Annotated in this window: 24 protein-coding genes; 5 read left to right on the plus strand and 19 right to left on the minus strand. The window is 51.5% G+C overall.

Annotation, left to right across the window (positions count from 1 at the left end; all coding sequences use genetic code 11):
- The 16 genes from L1D47_RS05180 to L1D47_RS05255 all read right to left on the minus strand — a co-directional run.
- A partial coding sequence (locus L1D47_RS05180) for an ATP-binding protein (protein WP_239882841.1) occupies positions 1-1,634 on the minus strand: 1,634 nt, incomplete at its 3' end.
- Positions 1,635-2,083: 449 nt separating this feature from the next.
- On the minus strand, positions 2,084-3,163 hold the full coding sequence (dinB, locus tag L1D47_RS05185) for a DNA polymerase IV (RefSeq protein WP_239882842.1): 1,080 nt from the start codon (positions 3,161-3,163) through the stop codon (positions 2,084-2,086).
- 190 nt (positions 3,164-3,353) lie between these two features.
- On the minus strand, positions 3,354-3,821 hold the full coding sequence (bfr, locus tag L1D47_RS05190) for a bacterioferritin (RefSeq protein WP_239882843.1): 468 nt from the start codon (positions 3,819-3,821) through the stop codon (positions 3,354-3,356).
- Between the two features lie 10 nt (positions 3,822-3,831).
- Positions 3,832-4,305 carry a bacterioferritin gene (gene bfr, locus L1D47_RS05195; protein ID WP_160797998.1) on the minus strand — a complete coding sequence of 158 codons (474 nt, stop codon included), beginning with the start codon at positions 4,303-4,305 and terminating at the stop codon, positions 3,832-3,834.
- A gap of 270 nt (positions 4,306-4,575) precedes the next feature.
- Complete coding sequence (gene nqrM, locus L1D47_RS05200; RefSeq protein WP_011866671.1) at positions 4,576-4,800, minus strand: (Na+)-NQR maturation NqrM; 225 nt, start codon at positions 4,798-4,800, stop codon at positions 4,576-4,578.
- 134 nt (positions 4,801-4,934) lie between these two features.
- The gene (locus L1D47_RS05205; protein ID WP_239882844.1) at positions 4,935-5,951 is read right to left on the minus strand and encodes an FAD:protein FMN transferase; all 1,017 of its coding nucleotides are present in this window, start codon (positions 5,949-5,951) and stop codon (positions 4,935-4,937) included.
- 104 nt (positions 5,952-6,055) lie between these two features.
- Entirely contained in the window at positions 6,056-7,303 is a 1,248-nt protein-coding gene (gene nqrF / locus L1D47_RS05210) for an NADH:ubiquinone reductase (Na(+)-transporting) subunit F (RefSeq protein WP_220081535.1), read from the minus strand.
- 48 nt (positions 7,304-7,351) lie between these two features.
- Entirely contained in the window at positions 7,352-7,960 is a 609-nt protein-coding gene (gene nqrE / locus L1D47_RS05215) for an NADH:ubiquinone reductase (Na(+)-transporting) subunit E (protein WP_011866674.1), read from the minus strand.
- A 5-nt stretch (positions 7,961-7,965) separates the two neighbouring features.
- Entirely contained in the window at positions 7,966-8,598 is a 633-nt protein-coding gene (locus L1D47_RS05220; protein WP_041509074.1) for an NADH:ubiquinone reductase (Na(+)-transporting) subunit D, read from the minus strand.
- Positions 8,598-9,392 (minus strand): Na(+)-translocating NADH-quinone reductase subunit C, encoded by a 795-nt coding sequence (locus L1D47_RS05225; RefSeq protein ID WP_041509161.1) that lies wholly within the window; start codon positions 9,390-9,392, stop codon positions 8,598-8,600. Before L1D47_RS05225 ends, L1D47_RS05220 begins: the two co-directional genes overlap by 1 nt.
- On the minus strand, positions 9,385-10,584 hold the full coding sequence (locus tag L1D47_RS05230; protein WP_041509073.1) for an NADH:ubiquinone reductase (Na(+)-transporting) subunit B: 1,200 nt from the start codon (positions 10,582-10,584) through the stop codon (positions 9,385-9,387). The genes L1D47_RS05225 and L1D47_RS05230 overlap by 8 nt, the downstream gene beginning before the upstream one ends.
- Positions 10,584-11,918: a Na(+)-translocating NADH-quinone reductase subunit A gene (locus L1D47_RS05235; RefSeq protein ID WP_239882883.1), complete on the minus strand. Its 1,335-nt coding sequence runs from the start codon at positions 11,916-11,918 to the stop codon at positions 10,584-10,586. The genes L1D47_RS05230 and L1D47_RS05235 overlap by 1 nt, the downstream gene beginning before the upstream one ends.
- Before the next feature lie 567 nt (positions 11,919-12,485).
- Positions 12,486-12,995, minus strand: a complete 510-nt coding sequence (gene luxS, locus L1D47_RS05240) for an S-ribosylhomocysteine lyase (protein WP_041509072.1) — start codon at positions 12,993-12,995, stop codon at positions 12,486-12,488.
- Positions 12,996-13,216: 221 nt separating this feature from the next.
- Positions 13,217-13,516 (minus strand): BolA family protein, encoded by a 300-nt coding sequence (locus L1D47_RS05245; protein ID WP_239882845.1) that lies wholly within the window; start codon positions 13,514-13,516, stop codon positions 13,217-13,219.
- Positions 13,517-13,641: 125 nt separating this feature from the next.
- Positions 13,642-14,145, minus strand: coding sequence for an ACT domain-containing protein (locus L1D47_RS05250; RefSeq protein ID WP_239882846.1), 504 nt, complete (start codon positions 14,143-14,145; stop codon positions 13,642-13,644).
- Between the two features lie 129 nt (positions 14,146-14,274).
- A complete protein-coding gene (locus L1D47_RS05255; RefSeq protein ID WP_239882884.1) occupies positions 14,275-14,892 on the minus strand; it encodes an alpha-ketoglutarate-dependent dioxygenase AlkB in 618 nt (205 codons plus the stop codon).
- Between the two features lie 167 nt (positions 14,893-15,059).
- Here L1D47_RS05255 and L1D47_RS05260 point away from each other — a divergent pair, with 167 nt between their 5' ends.
- Positions 15,060-16,229, plus strand: coding sequence for a methyltransferase (locus L1D47_RS05260; RefSeq protein WP_239882847.1), 1,170 nt, complete (start codon positions 15,060-15,062; stop codon positions 16,227-16,229).
- A gap of 225 nt (positions 16,230-16,454) precedes the next feature.
- Here the strand turns inward: L1D47_RS05260 and L1D47_RS05265 are convergent, their stop codons facing one another.
- Both L1D47_RS05265 and L1D47_RS05270 read right to left on the minus strand, forming a co-directional pair.
- Positions 16,455-17,357, minus strand: coding sequence for a sterol desaturase family protein (locus tag L1D47_RS05265; protein ID WP_239882848.1), 903 nt, complete (start codon positions 17,355-17,357; stop codon positions 16,455-16,457).
- Between the two features lie 41 nt (positions 17,358-17,398).
- A complete protein-coding gene (locus L1D47_RS05270) occupies positions 17,399-18,451 on the minus strand; it encodes a DUF2804 domain-containing protein (protein ID WP_239882849.1) in 1,053 nt (350 codons plus the stop codon).
- Between the two features lie 209 nt (positions 18,452-18,660).
- Here L1D47_RS05270 and L1D47_RS05275 point away from each other — a divergent pair, with 209 nt between their 5' ends.
- From L1D47_RS05275 to L1D47_RS05290, 4 genes are all read left to right on the plus strand, one after another.
- Positions 18,661-19,227 carry a YajG family lipoprotein gene (locus L1D47_RS05275; protein WP_239851900.1) on the plus strand — a complete coding sequence of 189 codons (567 nt, stop codon included), beginning with the start codon at positions 18,661-18,663 and terminating at the stop codon, positions 19,225-19,227.
- Between the two features lie 19 nt (positions 19,228-19,246).
- Entirely contained in the window at positions 19,247-19,831 is a 585-nt protein-coding gene (locus L1D47_RS05280) for a peptidylprolyl isomerase (RefSeq protein ID WP_239851901.1), read from the plus strand.
- Between the two features lie 165 nt (positions 19,832-19,996).
- Positions 19,997-20,329: a hypothetical protein gene (locus L1D47_RS05285; RefSeq protein WP_041509063.1), complete on the plus strand. Its 333-nt coding sequence runs from the start codon at positions 19,997-19,999 to the stop codon at positions 20,327-20,329.
- A 145-nt stretch (positions 20,330-20,474) separates the two neighbouring features.
- Positions 20,475-21,893 carry an MFS transporter gene (locus L1D47_RS05290; RefSeq protein ID WP_239882850.1) on the plus strand — a complete coding sequence of 473 codons (1,419 nt, stop codon included), beginning with the start codon at positions 20,475-20,477 and terminating at the stop codon, positions 21,891-21,893.
- 97 nt (positions 21,894-21,990) lie between these two features.
- Here L1D47_RS05290 and L1D47_RS05295 read toward each other — a convergent pair whose 3' ends face one another.
- Complete coding sequence (locus tag L1D47_RS05295; protein ID WP_041509061.1) at positions 21,991-22,476, minus strand: YajQ family cyclic di-GMP-binding protein; 486 nt, start codon at positions 22,474-22,476, stop codon at positions 21,991-21,993.
- Positions 22,477-22,494 lie beyond the last annotated feature (18 nt).

Raw genomic sequence — 22,494 nt, forward strand, 5'->3', positions numbered from 1 at the left:
TGCTTGCTCTGCGTGTGCTTAAAGTGGATAGATGCAAGGCACAGTTTGCAGCGAATGGCCCTAGTCCTTCGCAAGAACTGTAACGCAGCAAATACCGCTGTAAGCCTCGCCCTGCGGGGCTTTGATAGCAACACCATTTCGGCGTTATTCAACTTCAGCAGGCCTCGGCATGCCCTCAGTTGAATGCCTTGAACTGTCGCTGCTATCAAAGCCAGAGCTGTGCGACGACTTGTTCGCACCTTCCTTAGTGTTGAACCGCCTAAAGGTAATAAGACTACTCTTGGGTCACTATTTAAATCAGGTATCTCAGCCCCATCACGTAGTAATATTCGAGACATACCTTTGAAGAAGTTCACATCATTCGGTCCCTCAAGGCAAAGAAACACTTGGACTCTGCTGTCAGGCAGAACACCCAAGTCTTTTGCAATATATTCATATACCGAATCGTTATCTTGAGTTATTACCAAGTCACCTGAAGCATTTCTGTGAATATGACGAATACTTTCCAGCGGTAGCTGACCAGCTAGAGCTGGAACATGAGTTGTTAGTAGAACTTGGCAGTTTTCTAAGCTAGCCAGTTCACTAAAAGCTTCTAAGAGCAATTTCTGATTACTAGGGTGCTGAGATGTTTCAGGTTCTTCAATAGCGTAAATAACACCTCGACCAGAGTTTTCCTGCTTGATCCGCTCAGCTTCAGCTTTGAAAAAACTAATAAGTATAAGTCTACGAACACCACTACCACGCTTATTAATATGAATTCCGTCATCACCAACCAAAGAGAGCTTGAAAATACTGTCCCATTTCGGCTCCGCTTTGAATTCAGGAGCTAATTGTTGTGCTAGATTTGGGTCAATATCATTTAGGTGGCTAATAGTATTTGTAGCAACAGCTAAGGCTTTTTCTTTAACTCGCTGCTTAATGTCATTTAGGTCACTTTCCAGTTCATCTAGAGCATTTAATATAGCTGCTTTCATTGGGTCTTGAACTTCTGACTCTTCATCCGTACTTGGGCGATCAGCTCTAAACAATGCAAAATGAGGGAGATATGTTTGTATTTGCTCCCAAATAGCTTTACCGTCTTCCTTACTCAAGGAAACTAACTGATTGGTTAGGCGCAAATCATCTTTCTCTTGATATATGGCTTGTCTCAGTGAAACGTTAGAGCGCCGATCTTCAACATTAATGAAAAGAGATTGTGCAATTGCTTTAAGTTCATCGTTTTTCTTTAGCAAGATACCTTTAACACCTCTTGCTGAAGGATGGCGACAATAGGCGTGAATTATTCCCGCTCCTTTACCTTTTTTATATATTTTGTGAAGCTCTAAATGACCATCTGAGTTTAGAAGATACTCATTGCTAAAAGTGGTATGAGAGCTAGCATCTAGAACTAAGCTTTCTGGTACACCAGAAAATACGCAACCAATCTTCACATCATCGTTTTCGGCTGCGTATACACATTTATCACTTATGTCATATTTACAAAGTTTGTGACCAAAAAAGACACCCAAAGCGTCAAGGACAGTAGTTTTTCCTACGTCATTTCGACCGATTAACGCTGTTAACTCATTAATCACGATTTCAGTCCGTCCTTGATAACCTCGATAGTTCTCAAGAATTAATTTTTCTAGCTTCATCTGACGTCCTTTTTAAATGATTTCGTATAATTTAAATAGACACTTAAATAAATGGGGTCAGAGTTAACTTTATAAGGGAGTTGATTGGCGTGTGGAGATTGGCTTTTTCATTCCCTGAATGGCGTGGTCGATGTTTGATTTAAGTAGGCCTAGCTCTGTCCTTAAGTGGTGATACTTTAATCTATCTTGTTAGTGGCTATCAACATGTTATGTCACATATTTGCCTGTTTTTTATCGAAAAATAATAGCTTGTCTTAGGGGGAGATCAGTGAGGTTAAATCGAAGAGGCGTTGGATACCGAGTGTAGATACGCCGGTGACCTTCGGTTTCATGGATGAAACCGCAGAGCGGCCAGGGATGGCGCACAGCGTGTCACAGGCGTATCTGCACAACCCCCGCCGGGCAGGCGATAGATTACTATGAAGGTACGACCTTCATTTCAAGGTGCGCTAAAACCCGAGATCCATCTGCGCACCATGCTCGGCCTCATCCAGCCCGGCATGAGCAAGCTCACTCTCGAGACCGACTGAGACCCCCAGCAGGCGAATACCGCGGCCGGCGCGGCGCTCCAGTGCCTGGCTGAGCAGGTCGTAAAACAGCTTCACCGATACCTCGTCGCTACGCTGCTCTATGGTGGTCTGTTTGAAGTCGTCAAACTTAAGCTTAACCACCTGTTTATGAATGCGGCGCGACTTGGCGCTGCGACTGATACGCCCAGACAGCTCCTGGATCAGCTGGGGCATCACCGCCTGGCACTGCTCATAGGTATAGATATCTTTGGCGAGCGTGGTCTCTACCCCAACCGATTTGCGCTCCCTGTGGGGGGAGATGCCGCGGGGGTCTATCCCCTGCGCTCTGTCGTAAAGTACGCCACCAAACTTACCGAAGCGCTCCGCCAGACTCTGACGGCTGCAAGCCTGCACGTCGGCGCAGGTGTTGAGCCCCATGGCTTCGAGCTTAGCGGCCGTCACCTTGCCGACGCCGGGTATCTTAATCAGCGGCAGGGTCTTCACAAATTCGGGGATCATCTGTGGGGTGATCACATACTGGCCGTTAGGCTTGTTGAGATCCGAGGCAATTTTGGCCAGAAACTTCACCGGTGCGATACCGGCGGAGGCGGTGAGTCCGGTAGCCTCGAAGATCTCCCGACGAATCGCCTCGGCAATTAATGTGGCCGAGCCCTGATGCCGGGTACAATCGCTGACATCCAGATAGGCTTCATCAAGCGACAGCGGCTCAATTAATTCGGTATAGCGGGCAAACACCTCACGGATCTGCGCCGATACCTCCTTGTAGACTGACATGCGCCCGGGCACCAGGATGAGATCCGGGCAGAGCTTGAGGGCATAGGCGGAGGCCATGGCCGAGCGCACACCAAACTTGCGCGCCTCGTAGTTACAGGTGCTGATGACGCCGCGGCGATCGCTGCGTCCGCCCACGGCGATGGGCTTGCCCCTAAGCTCGGGAAAATCACGCATCTCGACCGCCGCAAAGAAGCAGTCCATGTCTACATGAATAATCTTTTTCACCTTAATACCTCCATCGCCAAGAATACTGTACATTTAAACAGTATTCAATCACTTCCCGAGCGGTTGATAGCCTAAGCTCGAATAGCAGGCAATAAGGCATTGAATGACAGACAGCAAAAAGCCACCCTAAGGTGGCTTTGTCTAGATTTCATCTTTGATGGCTAAGATGACGCGGCGCGCCTTGGGCCGCTTACATCTTAGACTGAAGGTAATTCTGCAGGCCAATCTTGTCGATGAGGCCTAGCTGTTTCTCTAGCCAGTACATATGGTCAGATTCGGTCTCTTCCAGTAACATCTCTAGCAGCTCACGTGAGACGTAATCTTGTTTCTCCTCGCACAGGGCGATGGCTTCACGCAGGTTAGCCGCCACCTGATACTCGTAGTTAAGGTCGTTCTGCAACATCTCCTGGGGATCTTTACCTATGTTCAGCGCCTCGCGACTGGCGACATCCGGCTTGCCCTCGAGGAACAGGATGCGCTGAACCAGCTTCTTGGCGTGTTCACGTTCGTCGTCAGACTCATGGGAGATACGCTCGTGCAGCTCGTCAAGGCCCCAGTCTTCATACATCAAACCGTGGACGAAATATTGATCCATCGCCGACAACTCACCGGTGAGCAGCTTGTTGAGGGTGTCGATCACTTCCTGATTGCCTTTCATTCTTCTCTCCCTATTCCGACTCTATCTGCGACTGCAGGTAATTCTGAATGCCTGTCATCTTAATGAGATCTTGCTGGGCCTCTATCCAGTCCAAATACTCCTCCTCATCTTCGAGCAGGTCTTCGAGGATCTCACGGCTCACATAATCCCGCTCAGTCTCACACAGGGCGATCACGCTGCGCAGCTCGACCAGTTGCTCTTCGAGCATGGTCTTGTCACACTGCAACATCTCCTCGGGGTTCTCGCCTATGCGCAACTTCTCAAGTTGTTGCAGGTTAGGGAGCCCCTCGAGAAACAGCACCCGCTCGATCAACTTGTCGGCATGCTTCATATCTTTGATCGACTTCTTGTAGCACTTCTCGTTGAGCTCTTCCAGACCCCAATTCTTGTACATGCGTGCGTGCAAAAAGTACTGGTTGATGGCCGTCAATTCGAAGGTCAGTATCTTGTTTAACTGACGAATGACGTTCGGATGACCCTTCATTTGATCTCCTTAGTAAGATTTGATCTAAATCAATATTTAAGCCTAGAGCAATTTTCACCCAATTACAAATAAACATTAAGTTTCAATCAGTTACCAAAGAAAATCATTCTCATTCGCGCTTTGATTAGCAAGATGATTAAAGACAATGAATCCAGAGTGTTAAGGACGATAGCCGAAAATGATGAGGCTTGAGGTAGGCGTAAGCAGAAAAACGAGGTAACAAAAAAGGCCCCGATTGGGACCTTTAGTTCAGACGCTCACTGGCGTTCGTTAGATAATACGATCTTTGGCCAGCTTCTCGCGACGGGCCTCTTCTTCGGCCATCTTCGCCTTACGCTTATCGCATGGGTCGTCACAGTCACAGGCCTTCTCGATACCGAGGGCCCCCAGACCACCACAACTGCCGGCGACCGCCTTCTGCTTCACCAAGTAGCCGATAGACATAAGAACGAAAAACAGTAGCAATACCACAAAAGCCGCTAAAAAAGTGCTCATCACTGACTCCAGATACACATAAGTCACTGCTGCGCTTATGTGTCTAACTATTTGACTAGCTATTCAACTAACATTTTAGAATGCGCCCGGCCACCATGTTTAAACGGGCCTGCGCACCAGTGGCGCCTATTCTATCACAAACCCACGTAGGGCTTAAAGGCATCGCTATAGTAGACCTTGAAGCCTTGCGCTTGCTTCTCGATCAACATGACGGCCAGATGCTCACGCTCGGCCAGTGCCAGCGAAGCCTGGGTACCCAGCACCATCATGGCGGTGGCATAACCGTCGGCAATCATGCTCTCCTTGGCCAGCACGGTAACTGAGGCCAGCTTATGGTCGATAGGATAGCCATTACGGGGATCGATAATATGGGTAAATCGCTGCCCCTCTTCCTCGTAATAGTTTCGATAGTCGCCAGAGGTTGCCATGGCCATATTGCCCGGCTCAATCACCTGCTGCACCACGCGCTCATCTTCATCTGGCTGCTCGACGGCGATCACCCAGGGGCTGTCATCGGCCTTGACGCCATAGAGGCTGATCTCGCCGCCTATCTCCACCAGATAGCCTTTGGGGTGATACTTGCTCAGCAGGCTGGCCACCTTGTCGACCCCAAAGCCCTTGGCGATGGAGGAAAGGTCAACGTAAAGCGCCGGATTAGTCTTGCTCAGCTTGAGGCCATCGACCTCGAGATATTGAATACCCGTCTTGGCCTTGGTGGCGGCGATCAGCTCGGCGCTGGGCACACGAGTCGGGCGCTTATCGGGTCCGAAGCCCCAGAGGTTCACCAGCGGGCCTAGGGTGATGTCCAGCGCGCCATCTGTCTTACGATAGAGGTCGATACCCGCCTGCACCACCTTGGCCGTATCGGGGGATACCGCCAGGCTAGATTCGAGCGTCATCTGATTGAAGCGCGACAGCTCAGAGTCTTTACGGTAGGTAGACATCTGATCGTTCACCTGCTCCAGCGCCAGGTCGATCTCCGCCTGGAGGAGCTGCTCGTCGGGCATCTGTTTATCGCCGACAAATTTGATGTGGTAGGTGGTGCCCATGGTCTGTCCAGACATAGCAATCATCTTGACAGGTTGGCTACAGGCCGAAATAAAAAAGGCTAGTCCCGCCAGGACTAACCCCTTGATAAAGGTCTTATACATATTGACCATTGTCCTTAATGATAACCCGGTAACACACTCCCTAAGGGCCATTGGCACCTTAGGGAGCACGATAATCACGGCAATAATATCACAAGAATGATTGCTTAGCCGCCGAAGTCATCCAGCAGGATGTTTTCATCTTCAACACCAAGATCTTTAAGCATACCGATAACCGCCGCGTTCATCATTGGAGGTCCACACATGTAGAACTCACAATCTTCTGGCGCTTCGTGGTCACGTAGGTAGTTTTCATACAATACGTTATGGATGAAGCCTGTGTAACCATCCCAGTTATCTTCGGGTTGTGGGTCAGACAGGGCCACGTGCCATACGAAGTTATCATTCTCGGCCGCCAGGCCATCGAAATCTTCAACGTAGAACATCTCACGCTTAGAACGCGCACCGTACCAGAAGCTCATCTTACGCTTAGACTTAAGACGCTTGAGCTGGTCGAAGATGTGTGAACGCATTGGTGCCATACCAGCACCACCACCGATGAATACCATCTCGGCATCGGTGTCTTTCGCGAAGAACTCACCGAATGGACCAGAGATAGTCACCTTGTCACCAGCCTTCAGGCTCCAGATGTATGATGACATCTTACCGCAAGGCAGAGACAGGTTACGTGGAGGCGGTGTCGCGATACGTACGTTCAGCATGATGATACCTTCCTCTTCAGGATAGTTCGCCATTGAGTACGCACGGATTGTCTCTTCGTCTACCTTAGACTCCAGCTTGAAGAAGCCAAAGTGCTCCCAGTCACCACGGTATTCTTCTGGTACGTCGAAATCGGCGTACTTAACATGGTGCGCAGGCGCCTCGATCTGGATGTAACCACCGGCACGGAAAGGCACAGACTCGCCATCAGGGATAGCCAGCTTAAGCTCTTTAATGAAGGTTGCCTTGTTATCGTTAGAGATAACTTCACATTCCCACTTCTTGATACCGAAGATCTCTTCTTCCAGTTCGATCTCCATATCTGACTTAACGTTGACCTGACAAGACAGACGACAACCGTTACGGGCATCGCCCTTAGAGATATGGTCGAGTTCTGTTGGCAGAATATCACCGCCGCCAGACTTAACGATCACCTTACACTGGCCACAAGAACCACCGCCACCACAAGCCGACGATACGAAGATACCGTTATCAGCCAGTGCGCCCAGTAGTTTGCCGCCCGCAGGTGTTTTAATTGCTTTATCTGCATCTTCGTTGATGCCGATAGTAATATCGCCACTCGGAACCAGTTTTGATTTGGCGAACAAAATCACCAATACCAAGACCAGTACGATGGCTGTAAACATACTCACACCGAGGTATACATCGATTGGAGTAGATTCAATAATACCCATTAACTTATCCTTAAAGGTTCAAAATCAGAAGCCGTTAAGGTGTCTCTATTACAGAGACACACCTGAGAACGACATGAAACCTAGCGCCATCAAACCCGCAGTCACGAAGGTAATACCTAGACCACGCAGACCATTAGGGACATCAGCATATTTTAACTTCTCACGAATACCGGCCAGCAGCACAATCGCAAGTGCCCAACCGATACCTGAACCTATGCCGAACACTAAACTTTCACCCAGGTTGTAGTCACGCTCAACCATGAAAGAAACCGCACCGAAAATCGCACAGTTTACTGTGATCAGCGGTAGGAAGATCCCCAGCGCGTTGTATAGCGGTGGGAAATACTTATCCAATGCCATCTCAAGGATTTGAACCAGCGCCGCGATCACACCGATAAAGGTGATGAACTTAAGGAAGCTTAGGTCTGCATCGGGTACGCCAGCCCAGGCCAAGGCGCCCGGTGCCAAAATACCCTGATAGATGATTTGGTTAACAGGTACTGAAATTGCCAATACCACGATTACGGCAACACCTAAGCCCATGGCCGTGGTGACTTTCTTAGACACAGCCAAGAAGGTACACATACCAAGGAAGAAGGATAACGCCATGTTTTCAATGAAAACAGAACGGATTAATAGACTAATATAATGTTCCATTACGCTTATCCTTTTGCTTCAACTTGCTCTGGCTTGATGGTACGGATAATCCAGATCAACGATGCAATCAGGAAGAACGCACTTGGTGGCAGCAGGAGCAGACCGTTTGGCTGATACCAGCCACCGTCAGAGATCTTGCTTAGGATCTCGACACCAAATAGCGAACCGTTACCAAACAATTCACGCACGAAGCCAACTGACAACAAGATGGCACCATAACCCAGACCGTTACCGATACCGTCCATGAAGCTCATCATAGGTGGCGTCTTCATAGCGTAAGCTTCGGCGCGACCCATTACGATACAGTTGGTGATGATCAGACCCACGAATACCGACAGCTGCTTAGCCACGTCATAGGCGTAAGCTTGCAGTACTTGGTCAACCACGATCACCAGTGAAGCGATAATGGTCATCTGAACGATAATACGCACACTGCTTGGAATGTGGTTACGTATCATAGAGATGAACAAGTTAGACAAGGCCGTTACGGCAGTCAGAGCGATGGTCATTACCAACGCGGTTTCCATCTTACTGGTTACCGCCAGGGCACTACATACACCCAGGATCTGCAACGCAATCGGGTTGTTACTAATGATAGGTCCAGTCAGAACCTGTTTAAGTTCTTTTGCGTCAGCCATTAGCTAAGCCCTCCGTTGCGCGCCTTTTCAAGAAAACGTGCAAAACCTTCTTTACCCAACCAGAAATCCAGTGAGTGCTGTACACCGTTACTAGTCAGTGTTGCACCAGATAGTGCGTCAACACCGTGAACTGTCTCTGCAACGGCAGGGTTCTTAGTGACTTTGATAGCCAGGTTGCCTTGGTCATCATAAAGCTTCTTACCCTTCCACTTGGCGATCCACTTAGGGTTCTGTACTTCACCCCCCAGACCAGGTGTTTCACCCGAACCGGTAAAGTCGTAGTAAACCAGGCTGCGAACCGTATTCAGGTCAGACTCAACCGCCAGGAAGGCATACATGGTTGACCACAGACCATAACCCTTAACAGGGATGATCACTGTCTGTAGTGCACCAGCGTCATCGCGTACCAGGTAAATCACGCCCTTGTTCGCCACACGCTTAACAGAAGCGATATCGTTCTCAGGCTTGAAAGAGGTCTCTACGGTACGAGCCGCCTTTTCGGTGTCGAATGTGTTGGCATCGCCTTCAACCCAGTCGCCAGACTTAAGGTCAACCAGCTTAGCTTCTACATACTTGTCATAAGTCTTGAGGATCTCAGCCTTGCTGACTTCACCAGACTTAGTGTCTACCAGGCCAGCGGCTTCAAGAATGTACTTTTGCTTATCAAGCAATTTGTTTTCTTGCTGAGTTGGCTTAAGCAGTACGGCCGCAGTAGAAACGAATACCGAACAGATAAAACATAATCCAACAACAACAAACAGCGTTCTACCGAACGAATCTTTATTACTAGCCACGAGCAATCCTCCGCTTGATATTCGCTTGAACCACGAAGTGGTCGAATAGCGGCGCAAATAGGTTGGCAAACAGGATGGCCAACATCATACCTTCTGGGAAAGCAGGGTTAATGACACGGATGAATACGGCCATAGCACCAATCAAAATACCGTACGCCCACTTCGCTTGGTTGGTGAAAGACGCAGAAACTGGGTCAGTCGCCATAAACATCATACCGAAGGCAAAGCCACCCAGTACCATGTGCCAATACCAAGGCATTGCAAACATTGGGTTAGTGTCGCTACCGATTGCATTAAGCAGCAGTGATACGGCAATCATACCGACCATCACACCACCAACGATGCGCCATGATGCGATACGGGTGTAGATGATCACCAGACCACCCAGCAGAATCGCCAGAGTAGAAACTTCACCAACAGAACCAGGAATGAAACCTAGGAAGGCATCCCACCAAGCTTGGTTAAAGCCATATTCCAGTGTGCCCTGTGCCGCTTGGCTCAGCGCCGTAGCACCAGAGAAACCGTCTGCAACCACCCAAGTGGTGTCGCCAGACATGTTCAGCGGGTAAGCGAAGAACAGGAAGGCACGACCGGCCAATGCTGGGTTAAGGAAGTTACGTCCGGTACCACCGAAGATCTCTTTCGCCACGACCACACCGAAGGTGATACCTAGTGCGACCATCCATAGCGGAATGGTTGCCGGTAGCGTCAGGGCAAACAAGATAGAGGTAACGAAGAAACCTTCGTTAACTTCGTGACCACGCACTGTGGCGAACAGGACTTCCCAGATACCACCCACGGCGAAGGTCACCGCGTAGATAGGCAGGAACCAACAGGCGCCATACCACATCAGGGCAGCCACACCAGAGTCAGCCGTCAGTTCGGTACCGAACAGGCCAAACAGAGCCACCTGCCAGGTATCAGGCGTGGCAAAGCCAGCCATCAGGGCTTCTTGTGCCTGAAGACCTACGTTGTACATACCCACGAACATCGCAGGGAATGCACAGGCCCAAACCGTAATCATCATACGCTTCAGGTCTAAGTTATCACGCACATGGGTACGACCCTTGTTTACGTGACCTGGGGTATAAAATACCGTGTATGCCGCTTCGAACAGCGCATACCATTTCTCGTATTTCCCGCCCTTTTCAAACTGGGGTTCAATACTTTTGAAAAACTGTTTCAAGCCCATTAGCCTTCCCTCACAATCGTATCTAGGCAGTCGCGTAGGTACGACGCGTAGTCATACTTACCAGGACATACGAAAGTACATAGTGCCAAATCTTCTTCGTCTAACTCTAACGCGCCTAAGGCAGCTGCGCCGTCGGTATCGCCTGACACTAGGTCACGCAATAGCATGGTAGGAAGAATGTCGAGAGGCATAACGCGCTCATAGTTGCCGATAGGCACCATGGCACGATCAGAGCCCCCTGTACTGGTCGTCATGTTAAACAGACGAGACGGTGACAGGTGACCCAGGAAAGCGCGCGTGATAGAGAACTTATTGGCACCAGGCATTGCCCAGCCAATAAATTCTTGATCGCGGCCTTCTTCAAGCAGAGAAACCTGGTTAAAGAAACGTCCCAAGTAGGCGTGTGGGCCGGTCGCTGTCTTACCAGAAAGCACAGAACCTGCGATAACCCGTACATCACCGTCGGCAGCCTCACCGGCGGTAAGCTCGGTAATAGAAGCACCGCTTTGAGTACGAACGAGTCTAGGCTTAAGCGCCTTAGGACCCGCAACCGCTACCACGCGCTGAGTGTTTAGCTCACCAGTAGTAAATAGTTGACCGATTGCGATCACATCTTGGTAGCCAACATGCCAAACGGTACGCTTAGCCGATGCAGGCAGAACAAAATGGATATGAGTGCCAGCTAGACCCGCAGGGTGCGGACCGGCAAACTCTTCGACTTGTGCGTTGGCCGCAGGAATATCGGCTCCTGGTGCCTTACACAGATACACCTTACCTTCTGTCAATCGTGCAAGGACTCTTAAGCCATTGGCAAAGTCTTCCTTGTGCTCGTTAATGATAACGGCAGGATCGGCAGCAAGCGGTTGGGTATCGATAGCGGTCACAAAAATACCGGCAGGCGTTGAGTCAACTGCTGGTGCTTTGCTGAAAGGACGCGTACGCAATGCAGGCCACATACCTGACTCGATCAGGTTGTCGCGTACAAGTTGCGGCTCTAGGGTGTCTAACGCCGCGGCATCGTACTTAGCGAAAGAAACGCTGTCGTCTCCCTCTACGTCGATCACGACAGACTGAAGAACACGCTGGGCGCCCCGGTTAATTTCTGAGATGGTGCCACTGGCTAAAGCAGTATATTTAACGCCAGGATTCTTTTTGTCTTCAAAAATCACCTGACCCTTCTGCACTTTATCACCCACTTTGATCTTCATCGTGGGGCGCAGGCCAATATACTCTTCACCCAAAGTAGCTACGTGTTTAATGGCTGGGCCATTATGGATAACTTGCTCTGGTCCGCCTGTTATAGGCAGGTCCAATCCTTTCTTTATTGTAATCATATCCACAAGCACTACGTTTATGAAGGAAAGATAATGCGTCGCGTTCCTGCTAAATGAGATAGATTTCAAACATCAGCTATCGCATTGAGCTAGCGCAGATTTATTACAGAAATGCGATCGCAATCACGCTGGTCGGGCGCATTTTACCGTAAATAAATGCTTATCGCCATGAAAAATACGGGTGTTTTAAAAGGGATGCGGGGATTTTTACAGTGAGGAATAGATCACAGTTACAGAGATTTTTATGATTTAGGTAAACGGAAATTAATTTAGCCCCCTGTCCTAGCAGGGTTATATGGATTTACGAAGCAAAATGGCGTCGCCGAGGGCATCTTTTTTCACCCATTTTTACCGCATAAAAAACCAACAAAAAGCCGGACTGTTCGACTAAAGTTTAACCACCCGATAAGCCAAATTCATCCAGAAGTCGGTGTTAACTTGAGCAATAATGCCGCTTGGCGCAGCGACCTCTAACCGCCTAAAAGAAGATACTGAGAGATAAAAAGCAGCCTAAGCTGCTTTTTATGACGTTTAACCATCCAGATGAAGCCAATTCCCCAAACGGAATTACAAGCCTTTTAGGATCTCATCGCTGAGCTTAAGGTCATCGTTAAGATTCACATTCACCCCGGCGGCGATGATGTTTCTGGCAATCTCCTTGGCCTGCTCTAGAGAGTGCATCTGATAGGTACCACACTGGTATTCGTTTAGCTCAGGGATCTCCGACTGCTGTTTTACCTTGAGCACATCTTCCATGGCGGCCAGCCAACACTCGGCCACCTCTGCCTCTTTTGGCGTGCCGATGAGGCTCATATAGAAGCCGGTACGACATCCCATGGGTGAGATGTCGATGATCTCGACGCGATCGCTGTTGAGATGGTCACGCATAAAACCGGCAAAGAGATGCTCCAGAGTATGAATGCCGCGCTCGCTCAGGATCTCTTTATTGGGTACACAAAAACGCAGATCGAAGACGGTAATGGTATCGCCCTTAGGCGTGGTCATCGTCTTGGCAACGCGCACGGCAGGTGCGTTCATGCGGGTATGATCTACGGTGAAGCTGTCGAGTAACGGCATTATTATTCTCCCAAAATAGTGATGCTCAAACTATCGATTGGCCGACATGCCGAGCACCAGTATGGCGTGCGGCGGCAAGGTGCTCCCTTGCGCCACGATAGACCTACACAATATGCGGTAGGTGCCGGGGAAAGTAAAGTGAACTTAGCTCAAGGCCATAAAGACAAAAACCACAAGAGTGATAGCCCTTGTGGTCTTCAATTATCGCCCAGATTTAGGCATTAGCCTTTGCATTTAGGTGAGTTGGGTACCTGTACTTCTTGGTCCCACTCTTCGGGCGTAAAGGTATGCATCGACAGGGCGTGCAGCCCGGCGTCAAACTGCGCCTTAAGCGCCTCGTTAACCGCTCGGTGACGTCCGATAAGGCGCTGGCCTTCAAATACGGCGCTGGCGACGATCACCTTAAAATGGGTCTCCGAGTTTGGCGGCACATGGTGGTTGTCGCTCTCGTTGATCACCTCAAGATGAACCGGGGTCAATACTTGGGTGAGCGTATCGATTATCTGCTGTTTTACTGACATGGCTATCGTCTCTATCGAGTAGAAAACTTAAGTGGCCGCAGAGTACTTTGAGTGGCGGCAAAGATCAACTCTCTGTCGCCACACTCAAGTGGGCGATCACTTAACCCCAAGTGCGACCCATTACCTCAGGTCAGGCTGACTCTGGCATCTTGCGAGACATTTTCCAACAACTCGATAATGCTATCACCACTGATCTCTTCGGGCACTGACACGGCCAGCTTGGCGGAGAACACCGTCTGCCCCAGGGTAGACACATGCATCCTATTGCACTCCATCTGCTCCACCTCGAGATCCAGGTTAGAGAGAATATCGACGATCTCTCGGGTCAGGCCCGGCCTGTCTGAGCAGTCGACATTGAATCTCAGGCTACGGGTGTGGTCGCTATGCACCTCGGCCATGTCGCTAAAGCTAAAGGTCAGCTCGGGAAATTGCTGCACAAAATCCGCCTGCAGGGCAGCAACTTTATCCTGAACGATCGCCACCTTCATCATGGCCGCAAACCAGGCATCCATCTTAATCACCTTGCTGCTTAACCACTCCCCTCCCGCTTCTCGGGTTAGATTAGCCATCGCCTTCACCACCCCAGGGGTGACGACACCCGTTACCGTGGTCACGAACATCTTATTCATAAGCAACTCCTTCTGGTGGTTATCGCGTCACACAAACATTGTGCGACACACCTGCTCACGATGAGAATAAAACTTTCACCGACTCAAAGGTGAGAGCTAGCTTACACTTCCGTCTCGGCATTATTCACTTTACCCCTGATGAAAGTGTGGAATTAAATGCCGATAGGTCAAGTTTAGCCTAGGCCGAGTCACCTTGGCTCGTTTGGGTAGCGCATGCTGCCAGCTCGATTGCATGGGCCAATGCATGATCAACAGATCGCCGCTATTGAGCATCAACTCAACCTTAGTCTTGCTCTCCTTGTGGCGCAGAAAGAAGGGCCGGCTGGCCCCCAGGGTTACAGAGGCGATATCCGAACCTGGCACTATCTCCGCCTCATCGTCGCTGTGCCAGCCCATGGTATCGCTACCGTCACGATAGTGATTGACCAAGACGCCGTTGCTTATCAGCCCAAAGTCTCGCGCCAGTTTCTCCCTCAACCGCAGGGCATACTTGGGCCAGGGCTCGGCGCGAATAAAGAGGCCTGAATAGAGATAGTCGCAGCCATTATCGCCAAACCAAATCTGGCGTCTGGGGATAGGATGAGTGCGGCCGAAAATCCTTATCTCGGGGCGAGTGAAGGGGTAATGTTCAGCCTCATGGATCAGCGCCTGCTGCTGCGCCTGATTGAGATAGCCTGGTATCACTGTAATAGGCGGCTTAGGGGCTAGCTCCGCCTCGCTGCCTTCGTCTGTGGCTTGGTTCTCCATATCGCCAAACTCAAACCCTTTCTGTCGCTGTTGCATCTTTCTTTTCCTGCTTACGCGCTCATACCTCGCCCAATCACATCTCACTCAATCACATCGCGCCAGGCATATACCTGTCGGGGCAAATCTGCGATAATCTCGGCCCCAATTTTCAAAGTAGCAGCCTAGCCATGACAACTCAATTCTCCGTTGCCGATATCGAGCTGAGTCTCTCCCGTTATCCCGCCAATCAGGTCTCTAACCTGCAAGCCTGGGATGCGGCCGACGAGCACTTGATAAAACACCTAAAGGAGATTGAGCAACCCAAAGCCAACACGGCCGTTGTCAACGACAGTTTCGGCGCCCTGTGTACCGCTCTTACTTCCATTGAGGCCGACTGGCCCATCTGGGTCGAGACAGATGCCAAGACCAGCCAGCTAGGTACGCTGCAAAACTTCAGCGCCAATGGATTAAGCGATACCAATCTCAACTGGCTCAACAGTCGTGAACTGCCGCCTAAAGGCATAGCCCTGGTGCTGATGAAGCTGCCTAAAAACCTCAACTACTTTGTCCACCAGCTACAACGCCTGTCACAAAGCCTGGCGCCTGATACGCCTGTCTATATTGGTGCCAAGGCCAAGGCGATCAACAAGGCGCTGCTGGAGACCATCACCAAGCATCTGGGCCCCGCCACCGCCAGCCTGGCCTGGAAGAAGACCCGGGTGATCACCTGTATCGCCGACGGCAAGCCCAGAGCGCTACCGAAAGAGGTCAGCTGGCCGGTGAAGGAGTTTAACCTCAACATCAGCAATCTCAGCAATGTCTTCGCCGCCAACAAGCTGGATATCGGGGCGCGCATCATGCTGGACAACCTGCCAGAGGGACAGTTCGACACCATAGTGGATCTCGGCTGCGGCAACGGCATCCTGGGGCTGAGGGCCAAGCAGTGCTACCCAAATGCACAGGTACATTTTGTCGATGACTCTGAGATGGCCATCACCTCGGCGAAACAAAACTGGCAGGCCAATAAGCTCGACAACCCTGAGCCGCCGCAACCTCAGGGACACTTTCACTGGGACGACTGCCTGACGCATCTGGGCGATGAGGTTAAACCGGATCTGGTGCTCTGTAACCCGCCTTTTCATCAGGGGGAAGCGATCACAGACCATATCGCCTGGCAGATGTTTTTAGACGCCTACCATAGGCTCAGGCCGGGCGGCATGTTGCAGGTGGTCGGCAATCGCCATCTGGGGTACCACGTCAAGCTCAAGCGGATCTTTAAGAACTGCACAACCGCGGCAGCTAACGGCAAGTTTGTGATCTTAAGGGCCATCAAGTCTCCTCAGGGGGCGAACAAGTAACGCGGCGACCCCGTCCGAGTCTCCAGCCATCGAAGCAAATAAAAAAACAGGGCCTTAGCCCTGTTTTTTTATTTGCTGGATGAAACTGAGTGACGCTTAGACTGACGACCTCGACCTAGCGATAGTTTTCGCTAAATCCCTCTCTTCTTAAACCAACACCCTAAACCAACATACTAAACCAACATACTAAACCAACATACTAAACCAACATACTAAACCAACATACTAAGAGACCAGCTTGTGCTCAGGCCCGGCATCGTCCACCTCTTGACCCGTCTCGGCGGCCGCCGGCGGCGCAAACAGCAGCACTAACCTCTGCTTCATACTGAGTCCGGGCGCAAAAGCCTCACGAAACATGTCGCGCCACTCGCTGAAGGTCACCACCAGCGGGTTAAAACTGTTTACCGGCTTGGTGATGCCATACTCCACCGTCTCTTCTTCCGTAACATAGGTGCCAAACAGGCGATCCCAGATGATCAACACCCCGGCGTAGTTCTTATCTATATATTGCGGGTTGCGCCCATGGTGCACCCTGTGATGGGATGGCGTGTTAAACACCCACTCCAGCGGCCCCAGCGTCTTAACCGCCTGGGTATGGACAAAAAACTGCAGTCCCAGATTCAGCAGCACGGCAAACACCACCCAGTTAGGATCGAAGCCGACCACGACCAGCGGCAGCCAGAAGATCCACATGCCGGCAAGGGGGTACATCAGACTCTGCCTGAAGGCGGTGCTGAAATTCATTCGCTCTGAGCTGTGGTGCGCCACGTGCGCCGCCCACATCCAGCGCACCCTGTGGCTGGCGCGGTGGAACCAGTAATAACAGAAGTCCTGGGCAATAATCAGTACGATAAAGCTGCCCAGTCCCATCTGAATATCGAAGAGGCGCCAGCCGAATGCCCACAGATAGAGCTTAGCGATCAGCAGCCCGGTGAGAATATCCGCCCCCTGATGCAGGCCCGCCAGGGTGAAGTTACATAAAACTTCGGGCAGATGATAACGAGCATTGTCGGGCAGGCGGCCGCGACGGTCCCCCAGATACCATTCGGCTAGGATACAGACAAAAAACAGTGGCGCGAGCACCAGTAAGAGCACCTCGGGGTGCGCGATGAGTGAATTAAAATCCATCTAGTTATTCCTTTATATTCCCTGAGTGTGACGCTCCCGGCCTACCAACGGGCAAAATGATCTTCGGTTAAGCCAAGCAGATTATCGATGTGGTGAGTACGTCCCTGGCCGTCGCGGATCTCACCGTCGAAGTAGCCCAGATACTGCCTGAAGTTACTCTTGAGCAGCCAGAGATTAAGCCTCTCCTGGCGACAATTGAGCGGTCGGAAGTTCAGCGCGACCCGGCCGTCCTGCGAACTGATCTGCCAGCTGGCATCGTCGTTCCCCTTGGGCGCACGGCGAAACGCAAAATGCACAGGCCCCAATAGATGACGCTCGCCGTTGATCCAAAACACGTTCTCGTTACAGCCGGTCTCGTTCACCCCGGCCGCCAGATTGAGACCTACCAGCGCATCCCCCTGATACCCATTGATACTGGCCCAGCGCCAACTGGTCTCCCGGCGCATATAGCCAGCCGAAAAGTCATAGCCCGCCAGGGCGCGATTGAGCGGCTGGGGCTCGTGGTGAATCGTCAGTTTGCCGCCCACCTTGAGGCCATTGTGTTTCTGGGTATAGGTCCAGCCGCTATAGCCGGTCGGGTTGCACATGGCCATCGGCAGGCTCAGCGGCATAGGTGTGAGCTGCAAGTCGGCCTTTATCTGCGCCGTATCGATATTGAGCAGCCAAATCCCCTCGACTATCTCTATGGTCACCCTACCCTTACCGCTGGCAAGCTGCGCCCGGCCCGACCAGGGCGAATCTGCCAGCTGACAGCCGATGGCGAGCGGCTTGAGCCAGGTGATCTCCACCAGCCGATTGGCCTTGATGTCATAGAGGTAACAAAAACCCGTGCCGGCGTAGCGGATATCAGCGATGGCCACCCCGATCACGTATCTTGGGGTATTGATGGCGACAAACTGAAACTGCTTAAAATGAAAATGCCGGGCGAGATGACTGGCAGGCTTGTCCATTACATTGGTATAGCGAAAGTGCTCCAGGCCAAAGGATTTGACCGGGCCGTCGAAGTGACCATACTGTACCTGGCCCGAACTTAAGATCAGGCTATCCGGCGCCCCCAAGGTCTGCACCCCGCCGGGTTGAATATCCATCTTCATTGCTTGTTATCTTTCTTCTCTTTGTTATCTTTCTTATCGGGCTGACAGCCTGTTGGCCGCGCCTTTTTAGTGGAATTTTTACTCTAACGCTTTCTGGTTTAAGTTAAAACCCCGGCGAACAACAAAGCCTTAACAAACTCGCCTCACGCTGGCATCCAATGAGGATTCTGGTATGCTGATGCCACCTTTTTACAGCATGATTTTCCGCTATGAAACGAATTATTCCCATCATCGCCTGTGCCGGCCTGCTCTTTGGCTGCGCCACCCATACCCCGACCCATATGGCGCTCAATCCACAGCTGCCTGTGGTGGAATCTCAGGGGATCCCGGCTAAGCCCATCGCCATCGAGATGATAGATACCCGCTCGGCAAACTTTGTTGCCCGCTTTAATAATGAAGGGGATGCCGCCAGGCTGGTCAGCCCGTCAGAGTCGCCTCGTCGTCAGCTAGAACAGGTGTTTCGTGAGGGATTTACCAAGGCGGGATATCGTATCGACCCAAGCTCAGTCAATCATATGCAGCTGCAACTGGAAAAACTGCTGACCGATGTCAGCGACACCACCTTTGGTTATCAGGCGACCAACGACATCATCATCAATGTCATCGCCAGTAACACCAGCAAGACCTTTACCAAGCGCTACACGGCCCGTAACCTGGTTTCCGGCCCCTTTAGCGCCGACTTCGCCACCTTAGAGCTGTCGGTTAACGATCTGCTCAGCGACCTGACGGCGAAGATCATCAACGACCCCGAACTCAACCAGTTCATCCAACAATAACTAAGATAAGGAAGTTCACATGAGAATCTGGCTTGGCGCCCTACTGTTACTCGCATTTTCCGGCCTGGCGCAGGCATTGGACATTCAAAGCGATACCATCTATCCCAAGGTCAAACTGGAAACCACCATGGGCAACATAGTGGTCGAGCTGGATCGTAAACGCGCCCCTATCACGGTCGATAACTTTCTCACCTATGTGGTCAAGGGTCACTACGACAACACCCTGTTCCATCGCATCATCCCAGGTTTCGTGGTACAGGGCGGCGGCCTCAATCCTAAGCTGGAAGAGAAGCCCTATGGCAAGCCCATCGTCAACGAGTCAGGCAACGGCCTGAGCAATAGCCTGGGCACCATCGCCATGGCTCGCGAAGACGATCCCCACTCGGCCACCGCACAGTTCTACTTTAACGTGGGCGACAACAAGCGCCTGGATCCCTCTAAACGCCGCTGGGGTTACGCCGTCTTCGGTGAAGTGATGGAAGGCATGGAAGTACTCGAGGCCATGGCCGAGGTAGAGACGCAGATCAACACCAAGCTTGGCTGGCCCGACTTCCCGGTGCAGCCGATCATCCTCAAGAAGGCAACCCTGCTACCTAGACAGTAAGTAAAGGTTAGCGGCCTAAGATAAACATAAGGCTTTGCATTCATTCAAAATTAATGGCACTTTCATCTAAGTGCCATAAAAACAGAACGCACAGTTTTTTATCTCAGACAACTGGCGGCAAATCCACTGGCTATACTTAGGCCTGTAGTAGCAAGGAGGCGAACGATGACAGCAAATGAGTTCATCGATAATAAAGCGCCCCAGCTGGCTCAATATGGAAAAGCGTTTTTAAACAATCAACTCGATTCCAATGAGATCCAGCTTTACTTATGGGACACCCTAGAAGAGTGGGCTCAGTTCAATCATCAGGGTGACGCGCAAACCGATATAGAGCGAGTGTTTTGGCACTTGATACACGCCTTTGACAGGTGGCCCGACTGGACCATACGGGGCAATCAGTTCTTGCGAAAGCAGATCGACGATTGCTGCGACTTTCTCAGTCTCGGCGGCACCTGCCCAAGTTGTTGTGTCGGTACCAGGCCAAGCTCAATGTCATAGCGACTATCTTTATTAAGATTAATCTAAAAAAAGCCAAGCTCAGTCTTTCGGGACTGGGCTTTTTTCATGACCGAATTTTCACTTTTTATTTGCCGCGTCAGCGTTTAAGCTAACCCCACCTAGCCTGACAAAGCCGACTGCTATTTTGATTGCATCCCGAGTTTCCCGATTGCGAGACGCCCTCACCATCTATTTCCACAAGCGGGTATTGATCCTGCTGTTTCTCGGCTTTTCCGCCGGCCTGCCCTTGATGCTGGTGTTTTCGACCCTCTCCTTCTGGCTCAGAGAGGCCGGCATAGATCGCACCGCCATCGGCTACTTCAGCTGGATAGCCCTGGCCTATGGCTTCAAGTGGGCCTGGTCGCCTCTGGTCGATCGCATGTCGCTGCCCTTCTTCACCCAAATATTGGGACGGCGCCGTGGCTGGATGTTATTTGCCCAGACCCTGCTGGTGCTCGCCATCTTAGGCATGAGCCAGAGTGACCCCTTGGCCGACCTGGAGCGCCTGGCGCTGTTCGCCCTCATGGTCGCCTTTGCCTCGGCCACCCAGGATATTGTTATCGACGCCTTTCGTATCGAGTCCGCGCCGCAGAAGATGCAGGCGGCCCTCGCCGCCGCCTATCAGGTGGGCTATCGCAGCGCCATGATTGTCGCTACCGCAGGGGCTCTGACCATAGCCGCCTGGGTCGACCCCAACAGCGAGGCCTATGATCTGGCCTCCTGGCAGACCGCCTACCTGGTGATGGCCGGGCTCATGTTCATCGGCATCTTCACCACACTGATGAGCAGCGAACCTAAGGTCGAGGCCAAGGAGGCTGACGCGATTGAATCGGCCATGCAGCAGAGCCTGTCCGCCCGCTACCCCAAACCTGTGGCGGCCGCCGCCTCCTGGCTCTATACCGCCAGCATATTGCCCTTCGTCGATTTCTTTAAGCGTTATGGCCGCAGCGCCCTGCTGATCCTGCTGCTGATCTCCTGCTACCGGATCTCGGATATCGTCATGGGAATCATGGCTAATGTCTTCTATGTCGACATGGGCTTCTCTAAGACGGAGATCGCCACCCTAAGTAAGGTCTATGGCCTGATCATGACCCTGGTGGGCGCCGGTGCCGGCGGCATGCTGCTGGCCCGTTACGGCACCATGAAGATCCTCTTTCTCGGCGCCTTCATGGTGGCGGTCACCAACCTACTCTTCGCCTATCAGGCCATGGTGGGCTATAACCTCGAACTGTTGACGGCGGTGATCTCCATCGATAACTTCAGCGCCGGCATCGCCACCGCCGCTTTCATCGCCTATCTCTCCAGCCTGACCAGCAGTGGTTATAGCGCCACCCAGTATGCCCTGCTCTCCTCCATCATGCTGCTGTTCCCCAAGTTTGTGGCGGGCTTCTCGGGCCAATATATCGATGCCTTCGGCTATGTGAACTTCTTCGTCGCCGCCAGCATCATAGGTTTCCCTGTGCTGGGACTCATCCTACTGGTGCAGAAATATGCGCCGCATCCCAACGGCGACGAGCAGGCCGAACCTTTAAATTCACCCGAGGAGCGACAGGCAAGCGACTAGCCATCATTTACCGAGTAGGCCGCTAAAAACAGGCAATAAAAACAGGCAATAAAAAGCCCCGCTCAATCGGCGGGGCTTTTGACATCATTGACTATGATTAGTCTCTGAAGTTATTGAACTGGAACGGCTGGCCCAGATCCGATTCGCGGGCAATGGCCATCACCGCCTGCAGATCATCACGCTTCTTGCCGGTCACTCGAATCGAGTCGCCCTGAATGGCAGCCTGGACTTTGAGTTTGCTGTCTTTGATCAGCTTCACCAGCTTCTTGGCTACCAGGCTGTCGATCCCCTCTTTAAAGGTCACCTTAAGCGAGAAGGTCTTACCGCTGTGAATCGCCTTCTCGGCCACGTCCATGGAAGCCGGGTCCACGTTACGCTTACTCAGTTGGTTACGCAGCATATCCACCATCTGCTGGCACTGGAAATCGGACTCAGATGACAGGGTCACCTGATGATCTTTATAGGTGACTTCGCACTCGACACCACGAAAATCGAAACGGCTATCCAGTTCACGGCGCGTATTGTCTACGGCGTTGCGAAGTTCAACTTCGTTTACTTCCGATACGATATCCATCGAAGGCATATTTATCATCCTCTGTTT

Source organism: Shewanella sp. Isolate7 (assembly GCF_022398425.1).
Lineage (GTDB): Bacteria > Pseudomonadota > Gammaproteobacteria > Enterobacterales > Shewanellaceae > Shewanella.

Coding starts and splice junctions, on each gene's coding strand:
- L1D47_RS05250 (WP_239882846.1), bottom strand. CDS start 14,145: ATGAATAAGATGTTCGTGACCACGGTAACGGGTGTCGTCACCCCTGGG.
- L1D47_RS05205 (WP_239882844.1), bottom strand. CDS start 5,951: ATGTATAAGACCTTTATCAAGGGGTTAGTCCTGGCGGGACTAGCCTTT.
- L1D47_RS05265 (WP_239882848.1), bottom strand. CDS start 17,357: ATGGATTTTAATTCACTCATCGCGCACCCCGAGGTGCTCTTACTGGTG.
- L1D47_RS05230 (WP_041509073.1), bottom strand. CDS start 10,584: ATGGGCTTGAAACAGTTTTTCAAAAGTATTGAACCCCAGTTTGAAAAG.
- L1D47_RS05245 (WP_239882845.1), bottom strand. CDS start 13,516: ATGTCAGTAAAACAGCAGATAATCGATACGCTCACCCAAGTATTGACC.
- L1D47_RS05220 (WP_041509074.1), bottom strand. CDS start 8,598: ATGGCTGACGCAAAAGAACTTAAACAGGTTCTGACTGGACCTATCATT.
- nqrE (WP_011866674.1), bottom strand. CDS start 7,960: ATGGAACATTATATTAGTCTATTAATCCGTTCTGTTTTCATTGAAAAC.
- nqrM (WP_011866671.1), bottom strand. CDS start 4,800: ATGAGCACTTTTTTAGCGGCTTTTGTGGTATTGCTACTGTTTTTCGTT.
- bfr (WP_239882843.1), bottom strand. CDS start 3,821: ATGAAAGGCAATCAGGAAGTGATCGACACCCTCAACAAGCTGCTCACC.
- L1D47_RS05285 (WP_041509063.1), top strand. CDS start 19,997: ATGACAGCAAATGAGTTCATCGATAATAAAGCGCCCCAGCTGGCTCAA.
- L1D47_RS05235 (WP_239882883.1), bottom strand. CDS start 11,918: ATGATTACAATAAAGAAAGGATTGGACCTGCCTATAACAGGCGGACCA.
- L1D47_RS05270 (WP_239882849.1), bottom strand. CDS start 18,451: ATGAAGATGGATATTCAACCCGGCGGGGTGCAGACCTTGGGGGCGCCG.
- L1D47_RS05255 (WP_239882884.1), bottom strand. CDS start 14,892: ATGGAGAACCAAGCCACAGACGAAGGCAGCGAGGCGGAGCTAGCCCCT.
- bfr (WP_160797998.1), bottom strand. CDS start 4,305: ATGAAGGGTCATCCGAACGTCATTCGTCAGTTAAACAAGATACTGACC.
- L1D47_RS05275 (WP_239851900.1), top strand. CDS start 18,661: ATGAAACGAATTATTCCCATCATCGCCTGTGCCGGCCTGCTCTTTGGC.
- L1D47_RS05280 (WP_239851901.1), top strand. CDS start 19,247: ATGAGAATCTGGCTTGGCGCCCTACTGTTACTCGCATTTTCCGGCCTG.
- luxS (WP_041509072.1), bottom strand. CDS start 12,995: ATGCCGTTACTCGACAGCTTCACCGTAGATCATACCCGCATGAACGCA.
- L1D47_RS05295 (WP_041509061.1), bottom strand. CDS start 22,476: ATGCCTTCGATGGATATCGTATCGGAAGTAAACGAAGTTGAACTTCGC.
- L1D47_RS05260 (WP_239882847.1), top strand. CDS start 15,060: ATGACAACTCAATTCTCCGTTGCCGATATCGAGCTGAGTCTCTCCCGT.
- nqrF (WP_220081535.1), bottom strand. CDS start 7,303: ATGGGTATTATTGAATCTACTCCAATCGATGTATACCTCGGTGTGAGT.